Here is a 14903-nt window from a genome sequence, read left to right as displayed (position 1 = left end):
AAATAAGACCTAAAAGCCGTGTTATAATGAACACATGAAAGAATTCTTGATGCATAATACAATAGAAACCCAAAAATTGGCAGCCCTTGTTGCACAATCAGTTTATCCAGGTTTAGTGATTACTTTAACTGGTGATTTAGGTGCTGGTAAAACAACTTTTACACAAGGTTTTGCCCAAAAATTAGGTGTGACAGCTCGGGTTAAAAGCCCAACATTTAATATTATGAATACGTATCAAAGTCATCAGATACCGATCTACCATTTTGATGCTTACCGCTTAGAAGAAACAGGGGCAGAAGATCAAGGATTTGAGGATTATATTGGTACAGATGGGGTAACACTAATCGAATGGCCACAGTATATGTCTGACTTGTTACCAAACAATCGGCTAGACATCACATTGTCACGTGGTGTGACTGATGATGAGCGTCTTATCAAAGTAACTGGTTTAGGTCAAGCGGCTGCTATTGAGGACAAACTATGACATTTGACATGACACAACCGATAACTTTTGAGGTCGAAGTAGCAAACTTAGCGCTTGCCTCACAATGGCAGGCGCTTATTCAACAATTGATGTCAGAGACAGATACCTTTATGATTGGTGGCATACGTGATGGTTATTCAAGAACAGAAGTGGTTGATACACCAGCAATAACCTTACTACTAATAGCTGAGCAAGCAGATAGTCGTTTGCCCGTAGGTATGGGATCTATTGATAATGGCGAGCTGGGTATGGCTATTTTAAAACAATTCCAAGGTGCAGGTTTGGGTCAAGAACTCATGAACACCTTATTGGATTGGGCTAGCCACGTGGGCCTAGCATCTGTCTGGTTGGATGTGCAGACAGATAATCAGCCAGCTGTGCATATTTATCGTAAATTTGAATTTATGATACAAGGGGTGCCTCGTCAATTAACGTTACCTAATGGCCGAGAGACAACATTGCAAAGAATGATTAAAATACTGGAAGATAAGGAAAGCTGATATGAATTTTACTGCATTAGACTTTGAAACCGCCAATCATGAAAAACATTCGGCTGTGTCAATTGCGCTTGCGGTTGTGCGTGATAACCAGGTTGTTGATGAATTTTACAGTTTGATTAAGCCGGAAACTTATTTTAGCGCTAGAAATACTGCTATTCATGGCATTACGGCTGCTGATGTGGCACAAGCCCCGAAATTTCCAGAGGTTTGGGATATGATTGCCCCACTTTTTACGGAAGATAAGTTGGTAGTTGCTCATAATGCAGCGTTTGATAATGGTATTTTGAAGGGTACTTTAGATTATTATGACATAGCAGAGCCACACTATATGTTATTAGACACAGTTCGTAGTAGTCGTCAATTATTTCCTGACTTTAAGAATCATAAGTTGAATACAGTTGCTCAAAATTTAGGCATCACACTTGATCATCATCATAATGCACTCGATGATGCTGTTGCAGCGGCTAATATTTTAATTTATGAAGCAGATCATTTTGGTGTAGAGAGTTTAAAACGTTTTGTCAAAAACAAATAACGCATTGCACGAATTATAGTGCAATGCGTTATTTGTTTTTACTTATTTATAGTTATTTCTAAAGTAATAGGGGCATGATCTTGACGTAATCCGGTATCAATGACTGCGGTTGTTTTGACTTTCGGTGCCAATCTTTCACTTACTAGATAATAATCGATTCGCCAACCAGAATTATTAATTTTACTTGTCTTACTAATTTGTGCCCACCATGTATAGAGGCCAGTCTGGTCAGGATATTGAGAACGCATTGTATCCGTAAATCCAGCCCTTAATAAGGCACTAAATTTTTCACGCTCTTGATCTGTGAAACCGGCAGAATTATGGTTAGTTTTCGGATTTTTGAGGTCAATTTCTTCATGGGCAACATTCATATCACCACTGAAAATAACAGGCTTTTGAGCATCTAATGCTTGAATATATGCACGATACGCATCATCCCAAGCGCCACGCTCTTCTAGTCGCGCTAATCCGGATCCTGAATTAGGCGTATAAACAGTAGACACATAATAATTCTCAAATTCTAATGTGATAATACGGCCTTCTAAGTCCATATCACCCGGGGCATTGATGATGGGATAATCTACAGATAGCGGCTCTTGACGTGATAACATCATAGTGCCCGAGTAACCAGAACGCGCGGTGCTAGAATTCGTATAGATATGATAATCAGGGAAGAGGTCAGTGATTGTTTGTGCCTGCTTTTTAGTTAAGCCAACAGCTTTTAATTTTGTTTCTTGAATAGCAAAAATGTCGGGTTGACGTGCGGCAATTTGGTTGAGAACGTCCCAAGTCATTTCACCACGGGCTGATTTGTGCTCTACGGCGGCATTGATTGAGTCGATATTCCATGAGATGAGTTGCATATTGTTGAAATCCTTTTTATGGTTTTGTAACAGCGTAATGCTTCATAAACTTTGGCAGCTGCTGGCTGATTTGCGTTGGTAAAACAATGTATTGTGTTTCGGCCAGCTCATCTGCAATAGCAGAGTGACTATAGACAGCGGCTAAGACAACATCAGAAAGTGAGGCGAGAAAAAATTGGGCGGCAAAACCAGCAATAATACCTGCTAGTGTGTCACCCATGCCGCCAGTAGCTTGATAAGGACCACCTATTGGTAATTCATATATATCCTTTGATGTATAAATCTGGGTATGGTGCTGTTTTAAAACAACAATAGGCATCTGCTTGAGGCGGTCTCGTCCAAGTACGTTAAAGGCTTCAAACGCTTGTTGTGCAATTGAAATACCTGTTATACGTTGCCATTCCATTTGATGGGGGGTTAAAACGAGACGTGCGTGTGGTAAGTTAATGTGGTTTTCGGCTAATAAAGTTAATGCTGAGCCATCGACAATTAAAATCTGTTTTGGAAAGACAGCCCGAAAAGTTGCCTGTAAGATGTCTAAACGATCTCCTAAGCCCGAACCGATTAAAATAACATCATTATTTTGTATTAGCGTCGTGAGGTCTTGATTGAAATCAACGACCATTGCTTCTGGTAAATGGCTATGTAGTGCCGTAAAATTAGCGGTATCAGTCGCTACAGTCACTAGACCAGCACCAGCATAAACAGCTGCCATGGCATTCATAATAACAGCACCACCAAACTCTGCTGTACCACCAATAATCAATACGCGACCAAATGTACCTTTATGTGATTGTGCTGGACGTGGCGTAATCACTTGATATAGGATTTTTTCTGACAGTTGTTTCATAACTTAACACCTCGTAAGTCATTTTAGGTAGCACATTTCACGCAATCAAGTGAATTATGACTCGCGATGCTGCCAAAGCATCATAACCACAAGTAAAACGACGCCAAAATTGGCACTTAGAATTGCCAAGTTTGACTGGTTAAGTACCCAACTAGTCAAAGAAATAAACATTAATATAATCGCAATAATTACCATATAAAGATCTGATTTTTTCATGATTGAATAGCCTATCTTTTGTTTATAGTGATTGGTTCGTTATAGTAACGTAACCAAAAGATGACGCTGTATATACTTTCATTGTAAAGGATTGTCTATTGATTTACAAACTGCATGATTGGACGGTGATTTTGTCTGCATGCTGGTGGTTAATGCCCGTAAATGAAAATTTGCTATAATTGTGACAAACAGTATAATAAAATTATAAATATAGTGAAAGGTTACTTAGAATAATATGACAATAGATTGGAAAAAAGAAGCTCAAACCCGTCAAACTAGTTTTATTAATGATTTAAAACATCTTTTAGCAATAGAATCTGTCCGTGACGACACACAAGCCAGTGCAGATGCGCCTTTAGGACCTGGACCTAAAGAAGCGTTATTGGCCATGTTACGTTTGGCCGAACGTGACGGTTTTACGACCAAAAATATTGATAATATTGTTGGTTATATTGAAATTGGTCCCAAAGATGCCAAAGATTACGTTGCAATCTTGTCTCACGTTGATGTGATGCCTGCTGGTGAGGGATGGGAGACTGCACCATTTGAACCTGTCGTGACTGAAGATAAGATTATCGCTCGCGGCGCCTCAGATGATAAAGGTCCGGGGATGGCTGCTTATTATGCCTTCAAAATTTTAGCTGAACTTGATGTGCCACTAAAGCGTCGTGTACGTTTGATTTTTGGAACAGACGAAGAAAATGATTGGCTAGGTATGACACGTTACTTTGAAGTTGAGCCTGCCCCAATCTTTGGTTTTTCACCAGATGCTGAATATCCAATTATTAATGGTGAAAAAGGGAATGTACAGGTTGAGCTTAAAAGTCAAGCAAATAATATCGGTACAGAGACGTTGGTGACTTTTGAAGCTGGGCTACGCACTAACATGGTACCAGGTATTGCACGTGCGACCGTTAAATCAGCGCAAGTTGATAACCTGACTGCTGAATTTGAAAAGTTTTTGGCCGCGAATCCACAAATTTCAGGTGCTATCGAAACGAATGGGGATGAGATGCATTTTGTAGTAAATGGCAAGCAGGTTCACGGTGCTATGCCTGAAACTGGCGAAAATGCCGGCACCTATTTAGCGCACTTTTTGCAAAACTTTGCATTTGGCGGTACAGCTAAATCATTCTTAACATATTTAGGGACACCAGCACATCAGGATACGATTGGTCAGAAATTTGGTGTGAATTATACCGATGACGTGATGGGGCCATTGTCAATGAATGTGGGTATTCAAAAATTTGTTGATGGTGAGGAAGCATTTATTAACTTTAATTTTCGCTATCCTAAAGGGATTACACCGGATGAGATTGTCACTGGTTTAGCCTCACAATTAGGTGACTGGGATGTCGTACCAACAGTTGGGGGACATGCACAGGTGCCACATTATGTATCACCAACTGATCCGGTTGTCGATACATTATTGCGTGTCTATCATGAACAAACTGGATTACCAGCTCACGATCAGGTTATTGGTGGCGGGACTTATGGTCGTTTGATGGCGCGTGGTGTTGCGTTTGGGGCGCTGTTCCCTGATTCGCCAGATACAATGCATCAGGTTAATGAGTTTGCGTTACTTGATGATTTGTATCGATCAATTGCCATTTATGCGCAAGCAATTGCTGAATTGACTGCTATTGATTAATAAAAAGTGATGGTGCTAATTGGGCACCATCACTTTTTTGCTAAGTTAACAAGTACGATAGGCACATTGATTTCTTGTGTTTTCTACGTAAATGTGACCTAACTCAGATTTAGGGTTTTCTTAGCGTAACCTTTCGAGTTACTGCATGGCATACCAACTTAGATGAATTAAAGCAGGCTACTTAACAGTTTTTCTTTAATGATTAGGTATTTTGTGTGGTAACTTGGTATAATTAGAAACAACCTTATAGCAATAAGGACGAATTATCGTAATTGAAGGAAAGTGAGGGTACGGAAACGTTATAGCAAAGGCTATGAACGACAGAAGTACATGATGAACATGAGAACTTTTGCTGGAAATCTTTACAAAGATGATCTTGAAGGTGACAATATTGGTGTTTTTTTTGGTACATTAGCGCCAATGCACGTAGGTCATCAAGCCGAGATTTATAAGGCATCTGCCTTGAATGATGGGGTTGTTGTGATTGCATCAGGCTACACAGGTGATCGTGGTGACCAAATGGGACTTTCAGTTGAAAAAAGATTCAGATATTTAAGGGAAGCTTTTAGCGATGAAACAGCGATTAAAGTCGATTATATTAACGAAGATAATATTCCTCAGATGCCTGCGGGATGGGATGAGTGGACGAACATCTTAGTTGATACGGTGAAGCGTAATATTGTTAATCCAGAGGCCCAAATTACTTTTTATACTGGTGAAGCAGAATATAAGGCAGAGTTAGAAAAAAGATTACCACAGACGCGTCAATTTAAAGTGAGCTTAATGGATCGTACGGTCTTAAAAATTTCTGCAACAGACATTAGAAAAGATCCAATTGGTAATTGGGATTATATTAATCGTGTATTTCGTCGTCATTTTACTAAAAAAGTGACAGTGATGGGTTCTGCATCAACTGGTAAATCAACATTAGTTCGTCGCTTGGCCAGAACGAGTAATTCGCCGTTTTCTGAGGAATATGCACGTGAATATCAAGAACGATCGAATGTCAGCGATGATGAATTGATTGTCAAAGATTATATTCGTTTGATTCAAGGTCAGTATGATGCCAATTCAAGAGAAATTAATTCGCCAGCAAATAATGGTTTAACCATTTTCGACACTGATGCGATGGTGACTAAGGTTTATGCAGATATGTGGCTGAACAAATCAGACAGTGCGCAACTACAACCGTTATTTGATAATACGATTTGTGAAGAGCTGATTGATTTAATTCTGGTTATTCCACCAGTTACACCTTATGTTGATGATGGTTTTCGAAATATGGCCAATGCTGACCAAGATTCACGCTGGGCTTTTCATCGTGAATTGATGAAAGTCATTGAACATTATGGCTTTATGGATAAAGTTGTGTTACTTGATGCCAAAGGCGATGCTGATGATCCTTATGGTTATTACGCTCGTTATTTACAAGCATTAGATGCAATCCAATCCCGTACTGGGTTTAATATTAAACACATTTAATTTGTAAAAAAAGCATACATTAAATGTGTTTATTTTTTTATATTAAATTGTGATTTTAATCACTTGTTTATTGAAAAAGAAAGGTATAAAATAAAGTTGTTATAAAAATCACAATTAAGAAAGGTGAAGTAGCATGTCAGATAAAGTAGCAATTGTAACGGGCGGTGGTCAAGGTATAGGAGCTGGTATTGCAGAGCGATTGGCGCATGATGGTTATGCGGTTATTGTGAATGGTAGAACAAAAAACAAGCTTGATAGTGTCGTTGCACATATTACTGCCCAAGGGGGTCAAGCTGTGAGCTTCGTTGGTGACGTACAAAGTCGCCAAGTCAATATCGATATGGTTCAGTTTGCGATGACGACCTATGGTCGATTAGATGTGTTTGTCGCTAATGCTGGGATTGATTGGGTGGATAGTATTGAAGAAACACCAGAAGCTGAAGTTGACAATGTGTTGAATATTAACTTGAAGTCTCAGATTTGGGCGTTACAAGCTGCACCATCAGCAATGAGAAAAAATGGCTCGGCGGGTGGTAATATTATTCTGGCATCTTCTATTGCAGGTATGGAGGGCTTTGAGCTGCTTGGTGTGTATTCTGCCACAAAATTTGCGACACGAGGCTTGGTGCAAGCTGCTGCAAAAGAACTGGCAGCTGACCATATCCGTGTGAATGCCTATAACCCAGGCATTGTGTTAACACCAATGTGGGATGAAATTGATGCGCGCTTCGCTGAGCGTAAAAATGTGCCACTTGGGGCAACCCGTCAGTCATTTATCGATGGCATTCTTTTGGGGCGTGGTGAGGAGCCAGAAGACATTGCAAAATATGTGTCGTTCTTAGTTTCTGATCAAGGGGATTATATTACGGGACAATCATTAGCAGTCGATGGTGGCATTAAATTTCAATAACAAAGTGGTTTAATAGAACACGAACGAACGTTTGCCGAGGTGAACGTTTTTTGCTATCATAAAATCTGAGTGGACAATGATAGGAGAAAATACGGGTGGACAATAAAGAGCGTGTGAGTGTAGAAAAAACGACAAATATGGGTTTTTGGGATCAGCTTGCCACTTGGATTGGTGCTAATGCTAATAATGGTACGTGGTATGTAGGTGGTGTTTTAGCGGCGCTTGGATTAGTTGGGGCACTGATGGTCATTTTTATTTCAGGGCCGATTGCATATTTGTTTTTAGCGCTAGTAGGTTATATCGGCTTTATAACAAAATCATCGACTATGCGTTTAATGCGTCCAGTTTTTGGTGTCAAGGGCTCGTTGGGACCGTCATTCATTAATGTGATTCAGTTCATGGGTTGGGCAGCTGTTAACACGTATATTGCGGCTATTTCTGTCAGTTATTTGTTAGCAGCTATTTTTGGTAAACAACAATTTAAGCCGGCTGGTATGAAAGGTATCATTATTGGTGTCATTGTTATGGGATTACTGCATGTGATGTCTATTTCGTTGGGGCAACGGTCTATTCGGCTGATTGAGCGCATTGGCATTGTTTTAGTCATTTTGTTGGTTATTTGGGAAACAAGCATTGTGCTACGCGAAGTACCATTGACAGCTATTGCCAAATGGCAGGTGCCAGATCATCATATATTGCCCTTTGGTAAAGCGCTGGATATATTTGCTGCCTTTAATCTTGCCTGGGTAACGGCAGGGGCTGATTTTACACGGTTTGCTTCAAAAAAATCAGCAGCAACCTGGGCACCTTTTTTGGGAGCGACAATTGGCGTTTATTGGTTTGCGATTGTTGGGACGTTGACAACAATCGCTGCAGCAGTATCGGAAAGTGCTTTCGACCCGAACGCCTCTGATCCCTCAACGATTGCCGCAAGATTAGGGCTAGGGATACTCGCGCTAGTTGTTATCATGTTGACATCAACAACCGCTAATGCCGTGAATTTAATGGCAGCTGGTTCAGCATTAAACAACATGTTGCCACGCTTTAAATTAACGACTAGTTTGTGGCTAGTCACATTGGTCGCTACGTTAATGAGTTTTATCCCATTGTTTGCGGGTGGTTTTATTGATACCTTTATCAAATTTTTAGATCTCATTGGTATGATTTTGGGACCGGAAATTGCGATTTTGGTTGTTGATTTCTACTTTGTTCGACGACGACAATATGATGTCACAGCTTTCGATAAACGTACAATATATTGGTACACAAATGGGGTAAATCTTAGCGCCTATGGTGTTTGGGTTATCAGTATATTATTTTATATTGGTCTTCAAAATGTGCCGTTTATTGTTGGAACGGTCGGATCAAATTGGCTGACAATGATTTTTGCAGGAATTATTTATTATCTTCTTTCTAAAAAAATGACAAAAATGTTGTGATTTAGTAGCTTTTAAGATAAAATTAGTAAGTATTTAAAACATTTGGAGGACTGACAATGTCTAACTGGACACCAGCTGCGGATCAAAAGAACCAAGGCACTTTAGAATTTGAAATTTCACGCACACAAGTTGAAGAAGGGTTGGAAAAAGCATTCCAACGCAACAAAAACCAAGTTTCTATCCCTGGATTTCGTAAGGGTAAAGTAACTAAGGCATTGTTCTTCTCAAAGTTTGGCGAAGAAGCTTTGTACCAAGAAGCAATGGATATTGTGTTGCCAGCTGCTTATGAAGCAGCTGTTGAAGAAGCCGGTATCACGCCAGTTGGTCGTCCTAACATTGAACCAGTTTCAATGAATAAGGGTGAAGCTTGGACATTGAAGGCTGAAGTAACAACTGCGCCAGCAATTAAGCTGGGAGAATATTTGAACCTAGAAGTTGCAGCAGAAGACACAGCTGTGTCTGACGCAGATGTCGATGCTGAAATTAAGCGCTTGCAAGATGGTCAAGCAGAATTAGTTTTGCAAGAAGAGTCAGTTAAAGCTGAAGACGGTGATACAGTAGTTATTGATTTTGATGGCTCTGTTGACGGTGACCATTTTGATGGTGGTCAAGCCAACGACTTTTCATTGGCACTTGGCTCAGGACAATTTATTCCTGGATTTGAAGAACAACTTGTCGGCCACACAGCTGGTGAAGACGTTGAAGTTAAGGTTACTTTCCCAGAAGATTATCAAGCAGCCGATCTTGCAGGAAAAGAAGCATTGTTCGAAGTTAAAATTCATGAATTGAAGCGCAAGGAATTGCCAGAATTAGATGATGAATTTGCTAAGGATGTTGATGAAGAAGTTGAAACATTAGCAGAATTAAAAGAAAAGACTGCTAAGAAGCTAGCTGATGACAAAGAAGCTGCAGCTAAGTCAGCCTTTGAAGATGCAGTTATTACAAAGGCTGTTGATAATGCAAGTGTTGATGGAGATACTATTCCAGAGGCAATGATTGAAGAAGACGTTCATCGTCAAGTTGATCAATATTTGGGACAACTACAACAACAAGGTATTTCACGTGAAATGTTCTTCCAAATTTCAGGCCAAACTGAAGAAGATTTGCATAAGCAATTCGAAGAAGGTGCCGCTACACGTGTTAAGACAAACTTGGTGCTTGAAGCCATTGTTAAGGCTGAAGGGATTGAGCCATCAGCAGAACAAGTTACTGAAGAAATTAACAACTTGGCAACACAATATAACATGGATGCTGAACAAGTGCGTTCATCATTATCAGATTCATTATTAAAGCATGATATTGCAATGCGTGAAGTAATCAAGAAGATTACTGACTCAGCAAAGGCAAAGTAATTTTGTTAAAAAGGCCGTCAGGCTTTTTTATTTTGCCTCTGTTAATCACTATATTTTTCAAGTTATATGTCACTGTGTTATACTGATTACTTTACAGTAGGCATGGTTGCATACGATACTGGAATAATTTTTCAGTATATTTTAGTGCAATCTGGTAAAATGTAATAGTATTTAATTATTAGTTATCTACTAAAAAGATTATTTAAGGATGGATTATGGCGCAGACACCAGAATTTGAAGAAGAAATTTACTGCAGTTTTTGTGGTAAATCATCAAACGAAGTTAAAAAGATTGTGGCTGGTCCAAATGATGTTTTCATTTGCAATGAGTGTGTTGCACTTGCTCAAAATATTATTAATGAAGAACTAACTGTGGACCAAGCAGCACAAGTGTTATCTTTGCCAACACCACATCAAATTGTGGCAGAGCTTAATGATTATGTGATTGGACAAGAAGACGCCAAAAAAACATTAGCCGTTGCAGTTTACAACCACTATAAGCGTATTAATGAAAATGTTTCGCCAACAACAGATGTTGAATTACAAAAATCAAATATTGCTTTAATTGGCCCAACTGGATCAGGAAAAACATACTTAGCGCAAAGCCTAGCACGTATTTTAAATGTGCCATTTGCAATTGCGGATGCAACAACTTTGACTGAAGCCGGTTATGTTGGTGAAGATGTTGAAAATATTATTTTAAAGCTATTGCAGTCAGCTAATTTTGATATTGAAGCGGCACAACATGGCATTATTTACATTGATGAAATTGATAAAATTGCTAAAAAATCTGAGAATGTCTCGATTACTCGCGATGTTTCTGGCGAAGGGGTTCAACAAGCTTTGCTTAAGTTGCTTGAGGGAACAAATGCCAGCGTACCACCACAAGGTGGTCGTAAGCATCCACAACAAGAATTAATCCAAGTCGATACCACGAATATCTTATTCATTGTTGGTGGTGCGTTTGCTGGTATTGATACAATTATTAAAGAACGTCTTGGTGAGCGTGTCATTGGTTTTGGATCAGATGCGAACGATAATGCCGTCGCTTTAGATTCTGAAAATATCCTAGAACATGTACAACCAGAAGATATGACTAAGTTTGGTTTAATTCCTGAGTTTATTGGTCGCTTGCCAATTGTGACTGTGTTGGATGAACTTAAAGTAGACGATTTAACTAGGATATTGACTGAACCAAAAAATGCGCTGATTAAACAATATACAGCATTACTAGGTCTTGATGATGTTGAGCTTGTCTTTCAACCTGAAGCATTAGAAGCAATGGCCGAGTTAGCTATTAAGCGTCATACAGGTGCTCGTGGTTTGCGATCGATTATTGAATCTGTTATGAAAGATATTATGTTCGACATTCCAAGCAGAGATGATGTTGAAAAAGTTATTATAACAAAAGCTAGTGTACAAAATGGTATCGCGCCTGAGTTGCATTTGAAAAAGGTAGGTTAACATTATGAATGTGAATAATGTTGAGATGGTGATGAGTGCTGTCTCCGCAGCGCAGTATCCGACAGATGGCAAACCTGAAATTGCTTTAGTCGGGAGATCAAATGTTGGTAAATCATCATTAACAAATACACTAATTCAACGCAAAAATTTTGCACGAACATCTTCTCAGCCAGGAAAGACGCAAACGTTAAATTTTTATGATGTTGAAAATCAATTGTATTTTGTTGATGTGCCAGGATATGGTTATGCTAAAGTATCTAAGAAACAACGTGAAGCCTTTGGTAACATGATTGAAGAGTACATTACAAGCCGCAAGCAATTGCGTGGCGTCATTAGTCTGGTGGATGCTCGCCATGATCCAAGTGAAGATGATGTTGCCATGTACGAGTGGTTACATTACTATAATATTCCAATCTTAGTTGTTGCAACAAAATCGGATAAAATCTCTAAAAGTAAATTTAATAAATATGAAAATAACATTAAAAAGCAACTAGGGTTTGATTCGTCAGCCAGTGATTTCTTGTTCTTTTCATCAGAAACAAAGTATGGTAGAGATTCTGTCTGGGAATGGATAACTGCACATATGTAAAGCCAACACTTGTTGGTTTTTTTTAATTGCTTTAAACGGCATTTTATAGACACGTCTGATACAATAAAAATATGAGTAACAAGCAATTTGCACAAATCATTGTTGATGTGCCAACAATGCAAACAAACCAACCCTACACATATCAAGTCCCAGACAACATGGTTGGTATCATACAAGCAGGTATGCGCGTTGATGTCCCGTTTGGTGGACGTCATGTGATGGGTTTTGTTATTGCCCTCGTATCCGATACCGATGTACCAGTACAACAACTAAAAACGATCACGCATATACTTGATTTAACTCCTGTATTAAATGAAGAACTACTACGGTTATCTGATTATTTGGCTGCGGAGACATTTGCTTTTCGCATAACAATTCTTCAAACGATGCTTCCCAATGCATTAAAAGCTTCTTATGAGCGTATTTTGACATTGATAGATGAGGTTGACGATGATACACAGCAACGTTTATTTAAAGGGTTAGACCAAGTAACTTATCAGGCACGTGAATGGACAACTGAAGACATTGAAAAAATAACACGACTCAGACGTGCAGGGAAAATTGAAGTTACTGTTAAAGTTAATAACAAAGCCAATATCAAAACACAATTGGCTTATCAAATGTCTGCTGATATTGAATTTTTGGAAAATGAATATCAAGCGTTAAAAACAAATGCAAAAAAACAACGGCAATTATTGACGTTTATTTTAGGTCATATGGGCGAGAAATGGTCTAAGCGTGATCTTCAAGCGCAACTTGCAGTTCATGATGCTGTTCTAAATCATGCTGTAACGCATCAATGGCTAACGAAGACACGGATTGAACAATTACGTGACCCTCTAGCAACGGTTGCTGTTGGGCCTACTAGTCCGCTGGCACTCAATAGTGAACAGCAGTCTGCTTTTGAAGCCATTATACATGCTGCAGATGAAGGGCAATATCAACCATTTTTACTCGAAGGGATCACGGGTTCCGGTAAAACAGAAGTTTACTTGCAGGCAGCGCAACATGTTTATAATCAGGGAAAAACCATATTATTTTTGGTGCCAGAAATTGCTTTAACGCCACAAATGGTGCAGCGTGTGAAGTCACGTTTTGGTGCGCAAACAGCTGTTTTACACTCAGGTTTATCAGATGGTGAACGTTATGATGAATGGCGTCGTATTGAACGTGATGATGTGAAAATTGTTGTCGGTGCACGCTCAGCAGTTTTTGCACCGTTACGACATTTGGGTTTGATTATTGTTGACGAAGAACATGAAACGACTTATAAACAAAGCGATAATCCGCGTTACAATGCACGTGATGTGGCACTTTGGCGTGGTGAATATCATCGTATTCCGGTTGTATTAGGATCAGCAACACCTTCACTTGAAACCCGTGCACGTGCACAACGGGGGGTCTATGCCTTGTGTCAATTAACCAACCGCGCTGCAGTGGGGGCGCGCTTGCCACAAGTCGAAATTATCGACATGAAAGAGACTTTAGCTGCTGGCCCAGAAACAAATTTTTCAGATCAGCTGCGCCAGGCATTGAATGACTGTCTTGCGCGCGGCGAACAAGCCATTTTAATGTTAAATCGTCGGGGGTATTCTAGTTTTGTGATGTGTCGTGATTGTGGCTACGTTCCGCGAGACCCTAATTGTAATTTGGCGATGACTTTACATATGGATACCAAGACTTTAAAATGTCACTATTGTGGGCATGAAGAAGCAATTCCAACGCAATGTGCGCACTGTGGCTCTAAACGTATTCGTTATTATGGTACAGGAACAGAAAAAGTTGAAGCTGAGTTAGCGACACTATTACCGCAGGCACGCGTTATACGCATGGATCAAGACACAACCCGTAAGAAAGGCAGCATGACCAAAATGTTGACACGTTTTGGCCAACATGAAGCCGACATTTTATTGGGGACGCAGATGATTGCCAAGGGTCTGGACTTTGCAAATGTCACACTTGTTGGCGTTTTAAACGCGGATACAGCATTGGGACTACCTGATTTTCATGCAAGTGAGCGCACTTTTCAGTTATTAACACAGGTGAGTGGCCGTGCAGGTCGTGCAAAAAAAGCGGGTAAAGTATTTGTGCAAACGTTTAACCCAACACACTACGCAATTGCTTATGCTAAAAACCATGATTATGAAGGTTTTTATCAGCAAGAAATGGCTGTTCGTCATGCCGGAAACTATGCGCCTTATTTTTATACGATACAAATTCAGGCTAGCCACACAGATGAAAATACGATAGCTAAGCAAATGTTTCAGATAGTACGCTGGTTAAAATCGCGTGCTAGTAATGATGTAATTATCTTAGGGCCGTCACCCAAACCAATTGCGAAATTACGTAATCGCTACTATTTTCAAATTATTTTAAAATTCAAACAACGCGATGAGATGGATGTTTTGTTGACGACACTTTATAACCGTGCGCAAAAAGCAAAAGATGATTTGCAATTAAGTGTAGATCGTGACCCTGTTTCTTTTTTGTGACAAATAGATTACAATATTATATGATATAATGGTAATTAAGATACTCGGTTTAACGGGTGTTTTTTGTTGGATTAAAA

Annotated in this window: 14 protein-coding genes; 11 read left to right on the top strand and 3 right to left on the bottom strand. The window is 39.5% G+C overall.

What is annotated here, in order from left to right:
• The first annotated feature begins 34 nt into the window (after window positions 1-34).
• From tsaE to FGL72_RS05895, 3 genes are read left to right on the top strand one after another with little or no spacing between them, the layout of a single operon-like run.
• Window positions 35-484, top strand: a complete 450-nt coding sequence (tsaE, locus tag FGL72_RS05905) for a tRNA (adenosine(37)-N6)-threonylcarbamoyltransferase complex ATPase subunit type 1 TsaE (protein ID WP_170167817.1) — start codon at window positions 35-37, stop codon at window positions 482-484.
• On the top strand, window positions 481-984 hold the full coding sequence (locus FGL72_RS05900) for a GNAT family N-acetyltransferase (RefSeq protein WP_085698799.1): 504 nt from the start codon (window positions 481-483) through the stop codon (window positions 982-984). Before tsaE ends, FGL72_RS05900 begins: the two co-directional genes overlap by 4 nt.
• A 1-nt stretch (window position 985) precedes the next feature.
• Window positions 986-1519 carry a 3'-5' exonuclease gene (locus FGL72_RS05895; protein ID WP_085698801.1) on the top strand — a complete coding sequence of 178 codons (534 nt, stop codon included), beginning with the start codon at window positions 986-988 and terminating at the stop codon, window positions 1517-1519.
• Between the two features lie 38 nt (window positions 1520-1557).
• Here the strand turns inward: FGL72_RS05895 and FGL72_RS05890 are convergent, their stop codons facing one another.
• Genes FGL72_RS05890 through FGL72_RS09755 form a run of 3 tightly spaced genes read right to left on the bottom strand, consistent with a single transcriptional unit; the run spans window position 1558 to window position 3448 of the window.
• Window positions 1558-2382: an exodeoxyribonuclease III gene (locus FGL72_RS05890; protein WP_004900556.1), complete on the bottom strand. Its 825-nt coding sequence runs from the start codon at window positions 2380-2382 to the stop codon at window positions 1558-1560.
• A gap of 16 nt (window positions 2383-2398) precedes the next feature.
• Window positions 2399-3232: an NAD(P)H-hydrate dehydratase gene (locus FGL72_RS05885; RefSeq protein ID WP_085698803.1), complete on the bottom strand. Its 834-nt coding sequence runs from the start codon at window positions 3230-3232 to the stop codon at window positions 2399-2401.
• Between the two features lie 54 nt (window positions 3233-3286).
• Complete coding sequence (locus FGL72_RS09755) at window positions 3287-3448, bottom strand: hypothetical protein (RefSeq protein ID WP_004900552.1); 162 nt, start codon at window positions 3446-3448, stop codon at window positions 3287-3289.
• A 235-nt stretch (window positions 3449-3683) separates the two neighbouring features.
• Between FGL72_RS09755 and pepV the strand changes: the two genes are divergently transcribed.
• The 8 genes from pepV to priA all read left to right on the top strand — a co-directional run bounded on the left by pepV (window position 3684) and on the right by priA (window position 14826).
• Window positions 3684-5099 carry a dipeptidase PepV gene (gene pepV / locus FGL72_RS05880; protein WP_085698805.1) on the top strand — a complete coding sequence of 472 codons (1416 nt, stop codon included), beginning with the start codon at window positions 3684-3686 and terminating at the stop codon, window positions 5097-5099.
• A 339-nt stretch (window positions 5100-5438) separates the two neighbouring features.
• The gene (locus tag FGL72_RS05875) at window positions 5439-6581 is read left to right on the top strand and encodes a nicotinamide-nucleotide adenylyltransferase (protein WP_085699288.1); all 1143 of its coding nucleotides are present in this window, start codon (window positions 5439-5441) and stop codon (window positions 6579-6581) included.
• Window positions 6582-6714: 133 nt separating this feature from the next.
• Window positions 6715-7491, top strand: a complete 777-nt coding sequence (locus FGL72_RS05870) for an SDR family NAD(P)-dependent oxidoreductase (RefSeq protein WP_085698808.1) — start codon at window positions 6715-6717, stop codon at window positions 7489-7491.
• A gap of 95 nt (window positions 7492-7586) precedes the next feature.
• Window positions 7587-8930 carry a cytosine permease gene (locus tag FGL72_RS05865; protein WP_004904286.1) on the top strand — a complete coding sequence of 448 codons (1344 nt, stop codon included), beginning with the start codon at window positions 7587-7589 and terminating at the stop codon, window positions 8928-8930.
• Window positions 8931-8986: 56 nt separating this feature from the next.
• Window positions 8987-10282 carry a trigger factor gene (gene tig / locus FGL72_RS05860; protein ID WP_085698811.1) on the top strand — a complete coding sequence of 432 codons (1296 nt, stop codon included), beginning with the start codon at window positions 8987-8989 and terminating at the stop codon, window positions 10280-10282.
• Between the two features lie 215 nt (window positions 10283-10497).
• A complete protein-coding gene (gene clpX / locus FGL72_RS05855) occupies window positions 10498-11745 on the top strand; it encodes an ATP-dependent Clp protease ATP-binding subunit ClpX (RefSeq protein ID WP_040176683.1) in 1248 nt (415 codons plus the stop codon).
• A gap of 4 nt (window positions 11746-11749) precedes the next feature.
• Entirely contained in the window at window positions 11750-12334 is a 585-nt protein-coding gene (gene yihA, locus FGL72_RS05850; RefSeq protein WP_004900535.1) for a ribosome biogenesis GTP-binding protein YihA/YsxC, read from the top strand.
• A 71-nt stretch (window positions 12335-12405) separates the two neighbouring features.
• The gene (gene priA, locus FGL72_RS05845; protein ID WP_085698815.1) at window positions 12406-14826 is read left to right on the top strand and encodes a primosomal protein N'; all 2421 of its coding nucleotides are present in this window, start codon (window positions 12406-12408) and stop codon (window positions 14824-14826) included.
• The last annotated feature ends 77 nt before the right edge of the window (window positions 14827-14903 follow it).

It is taken from the genome of Leuconostoc citreum (assembly GCF_007954785.1).
In the GTDB taxonomy this organism is placed as follows: domain Bacteria; phylum Bacillota; class Bacilli; order Lactobacillales; family Lactobacillaceae; genus Leuconostoc; species Leuconostoc citreum.
This window is presented reverse-complemented; position numbering and strand designations above follow the sequence as displayed.